1 protein-coding gene is annotated in these 693 nt (G+C 69.1%); it reads left to right on the top strand.

What is annotated here, in order from left to right; translation table 11 throughout:
• Positions 1–693: transposase (locus tag L6Q67_RS23780; RefSeq protein WP_296576067.1), on the top strand; the 693-nt coding region annotated here is incomplete at both ends.

Raw genomic sequence — 693 nt, 5'->3', positions numbered from 1 at the left:
GGCAGCGGAGGAGGCAGTCCGTGCGGGTGAAGAGAAGGAGGCCGCGCGCAAGTCCGCCCTGGCCGAGAAGGCGCGGGCCGAGGCCGAGACGCTGGTGCCCGAGCCGCCGCCGGTGCCACCGCCAGCCGAAGACCTGCCGCAGCACCATCCCGAGCACCGCGCCGACGGCACGCCGGACCCGAAGGCCCAGCGCAACTTCACCGACCCTGAAAGCCGGATCATGAAGACGGCCAAGGGGGCCTTCGATCAGTGCTTCAACAGCCAGGCCGTCGTCGACGGTCGCATCCACCTGATCGTGGCCCACGGGCTGAGCAACCAGGCGCCGGACTCCCAGTACCTGCCGCCCTTGCTGGAGCGGACCATCGCCAGCCTGGGCAAGGCGCCGGACAGCCTCACCGCCGATGCCGGCTACATGAGTGAGACGAACGCGATCACCGCAGAGGAACGCGGGGTCACACCCTACCTGGCCATGGCCCGAGAGCGCCGAAGCTGGCCCCCTCCCGAACCAGTGGAGGGGGCCCCGCCCGACGGCGCAGATGCGCAGGCCAGGATGGCCAGCAGGTTGAAGACCCGAGAAGGCCAAGCGCGAATGAGAGCGCGAAAGAGCACCGTAGAGCTGGTCTTCGGCATCATCAAGGCCACAATGGGATTCCGACAGTTCCTCCTCCGCGGGCTCACCAAGGCCCGCGGAGA

This window comes from Zoogloea sp. (assembly GCF_023150065.1).
Taxonomy (GTDB): Bacteria; Pseudomonadota; Gammaproteobacteria; order Burkholderiales; family Rhodocyclaceae; genus Zoogloea.
Note: the sequence above shows the minus strand (reverse complement) of the source record. Positions and strands in the feature narration are given on the sequence as shown.